Source organism: Haloferax sp. s1, assembly GCF_058382125.1.
In genome coordinates, this window is sequence record NZ_JBZRPK010000337.1 from 1 (window position 1) to 3266 (window position 3266).

Below are 3266 nucleotides of genomic sequence, written 5' to 3' on the forward strand. Positions count from 1 at the left end.
CACAAGGGCGGCGATGCGCTAAAACTGACCCGGGGACAGAGCAGTGCCTGGGCGCCGAGCGACCGCCAGAATCTGAGTGTTAAATCGTGCCGTCGCGCCGGCGGGTAGGCACGCAAAACCGGCGCGATGCTCATCGAGGCGGCCGGAAACGACGACACGAACATCGACGAGTTCGAGCCCCAGATTACGAACGCCGGAAAGGGCAGCCAGCCCGGTTGGGTGACGGTGTCTGCGACCGGACCGTACTCAGAGGCGCCCTCGTACATGGATGCACCGAAGGACCTAGACGAAGACGGGAACCCCGACTACGGTACGATTTTACCGGTTCACACGCCGTCAGATTACACGAACTACGGTCCCAAATCGCTTGACGTGAGCGCACCGGGCGGGAACGCCGGATACCGCGGGACGCTGTTCGACGGCGTCATGAGTACGCTCTCACCGAAGGTCGACAACTATGGGTTCGTCCGTATCGGTCCTGGCGGAGGGTCGGCGGGCCTTGTCGGCTCCGGAATGTACGGGACGCTCCACGGAACGAGCATGGCCGCCCCGCACGTCACGGGGCTTGCTGCGCTCATTATGGCCGAATACCCAGATGCTGCCCCAGACCAGGTGAAAGCACACATCAAGAATACGGCTAAACACATCGACACGACCTACTCGAATTCGAATTACTTCACGGACGAACCCACCGACAGGGACGATTACAACAACGGTATGCTCGAAGACCCGTACGACTCGAAGACGTTCCGCGGCGCTGGACATATCGACATCGAGCGCGCGGGAAGAAAATCAATTCCCTTCCCCGGTGGAGTCGAAGTCGACGGCCAGACGGTCTACCCCGCCGACCCTGACGACGACGGTCTCTACGAAGACGTCAACGGCGACGGGGTCGTCGATATGAAAGACGCCGAGTTGCTCTATCAAATCGCACTCGAGGACGCCGTCGATTCCGAAGCAACGGCGTTCGACTTCGACGGTAACGGCCGGTTCGATATGAACGACGTGCAGGAACTGATTCGCCGAGTCGAGTAGCGTCATTGAGTCGGCGGGTTAGTGGTACATCTTTTTTAGAGAGCCCGGACCACGAGTTCCCGGAAATCACGGTAGTTACCCGCGCAGTATCTCCACAAGTATTTTGACCTAATTCCAGAACATATCGGTATGCAGACTGTCATCCTCGCTGCCGGACAGGGAACGCGAATGCGGCCGCTCACCGAGCGCCGTGCGAAGCCGATGCTCCCCGTTGCGGACAAACCGCTGGCCGCGCACACCGCCGCAACCGCCGTTGATGCCGGCGCATCGCGTCTCATCATCGTCGTCGGCTACGAATCCGAAGCCGTGCGCGAGTACTTCGGTGAGGAGTACGCGGGCGTCCCCGTCGAGTACGCCGAACAGACCGAACAGCGAGGAACGGCCGATGCCGTCCGCGCCGCCGAACCACACCTCGACGACGGTCCCTTCGCCGTGCTGAATGGCGACGCCCTCTACGACGAACCGTCGCTCACACGGCTGTACGAGTCCGCCCCCGCAGTCGGGTCGTACCGCGTCGACGACCCAACCCAGTACGGTGTCCTCTACACCGACGAGACTGGCGACGATACCCGCGTCACGGGCGTCATCGAAAAGCCCGCAGACCCGCCGTCGAATCTCATCAACACGGGAGCGTACGTCTTCCCCGACGATGCACAAGCGTGGTTGGAGGTCGGCGAAAGCGAGCGTGGCGAACTCGAACTGACTGACGTCCTCGAACGCGCGTGTGAGGAGTCGACTGTGACGGCTGTCCCGTTCGAGCGCTGGTTGGACGTTGGCCGGCCGTGGGAACTCCTCGAAGCCAACGAGTGGAAAGTCGGCGAGGTCACTCGCACGCTCACCGGCGAGGTCCACGACGACGCCGACATCCGCGGCGATGTTGTCGTCGAAGCGGGCGCAACCGTCGATGCGGGCGTCGTCATCGAGGGACCGGCTCTCATCCGTCGTGGGGCGACCGTCGGCCCGAACGCGTACATCCGCGGGAACACGCTCGTCGCGGAAGACGCGAAGGTCGGTCACAGCGTCGAAATCAAGAATAGCGTCCTGATGGCGGGTGCAACCGTCGGTCACCTCTCCTATGTGGGCGACAGCGTCCTCGGACGCGACGTGAACTTCGGTGCGGGAACGACCGTTGCGAACCTGCGCCACGACGACGAACTCGTGAAGACGCCCGTCAAAGGAGACCTCACCTCGACCGGCCGTCGCAAGTTCGGCGTCGTCTGCGGCGACGACGTGAAGACCGCGATTCAGACCAGCCTCAACGCGGGCGTGAAATTAGACTGCGACGCGACGACAACGCTCGGGGAAGTCGTGCTTCGGGATAAATCCGAGTAGCGACGTCGGCAACACAACGTACTCGGCACGGAGGTTGGCAACGAGAACGGCTAATGGTACGCGGAGAGTCCAATGGGAATGGGAACTGGGAGCCGTTCTCAACTGCCATATCGGCCGGCACGAGCCTGAATCCAGTGGTCACTGCAATTTCGACCACAACGTGATAGGCTGGGATGGAATATAGGTACGGTGTACACCGATTTTTCAGCCGCCACCTGTGTCAACCCGGCAAATTTCGTGGACATCCGATATTGTGATTCTCAACGGGAATGTCACAACGCGGTCCGTGAAGCCCACTACTGGCAGTCTCGTAACGGCAAAAAGATTAATTAGAAGCTGAGTGGTGGTCGGTACCATATGGGAGTGGTCAGAAACATCCAAGAGCTCACCCAGGTGCTCGAGGAGTTACATAGTATCAGTGGAACACTCACTGACGTCCAACTTACGAGCGAGGGGTCGAGTGAAGACGGCATCGCGACCGCAAGCGGCACACTCGAGTTTCCGGTAGCGGCAGCCGTCGGTATCGACGCCGACCGACTGTCGTTTTCGACGCCATCCGGACAATCGTCCGAAGACGGACACCTCCGTATCGAACTCGATATCGAGCTTATGCCAGCCGCAGAGACGACTGTCGATGCAAGTACAGACAGAGATGCAGACACAACCGGCAGCGCCAACACCGCACAGGTACACACCGATGGGGGTGGAGTCGGTGTGCATCCACCGGGCGTCCGACAGACGCCGCCACTCGAAGCAGCTGAGTCTCCATCCGCATCGTCGACCGACGCGACGAGCGTCGATGATGCAGTCGAAGCCGGTACTGCGACCAATACCGCCTCAGAGACCAGTGTAGACACGTCAACCAAGTCGGATGCGAGCAGCAACTGTGGGGTGAGTGC

The 3266-nt window shown here is 60.8% G+C and carries 3 protein-coding genes and 1 pseudogene; all 4 read left to right on the forward strand.

Features of this window, described 5'->3' with window-relative positions:
- Positions 1–123: 123 nt before the first annotated feature.
- Positions 124–645, forward strand: a pseudogene (locus QT222_RS03940) (S8 family serine peptidase); the annotation flags it as partial.
- A gap of 72 nt (positions 646–717) precedes the next feature.
- Complete coding sequence (locus QT222_RS03945) at positions 718–1035, forward strand: dockerin type I domain-containing protein (RefSeq protein WP_491476376.1); 318 nt, start codon at positions 718–720, stop codon at positions 1033–1035.
- 168 nt (positions 1036–1203) lie between these two features.
- Complete coding sequence (gene glmU, locus QT222_RS03950; RefSeq protein ID WP_491476377.1) at positions 1204–2367, forward strand: bifunctional sugar-1-phosphate nucleotidylyltransferase/acetyltransferase; 1164 nt, start codon at positions 1204–1206, stop codon at positions 2365–2367.
- 357 nt (positions 2368–2724) lie between these two features.
- On the forward strand, positions 2725–3266 hold a 542-nt coding region (locus QT222_RS03955), incomplete at its 3' end, for a DUF8073 domain-containing protein (RefSeq protein ID WP_491476375.1).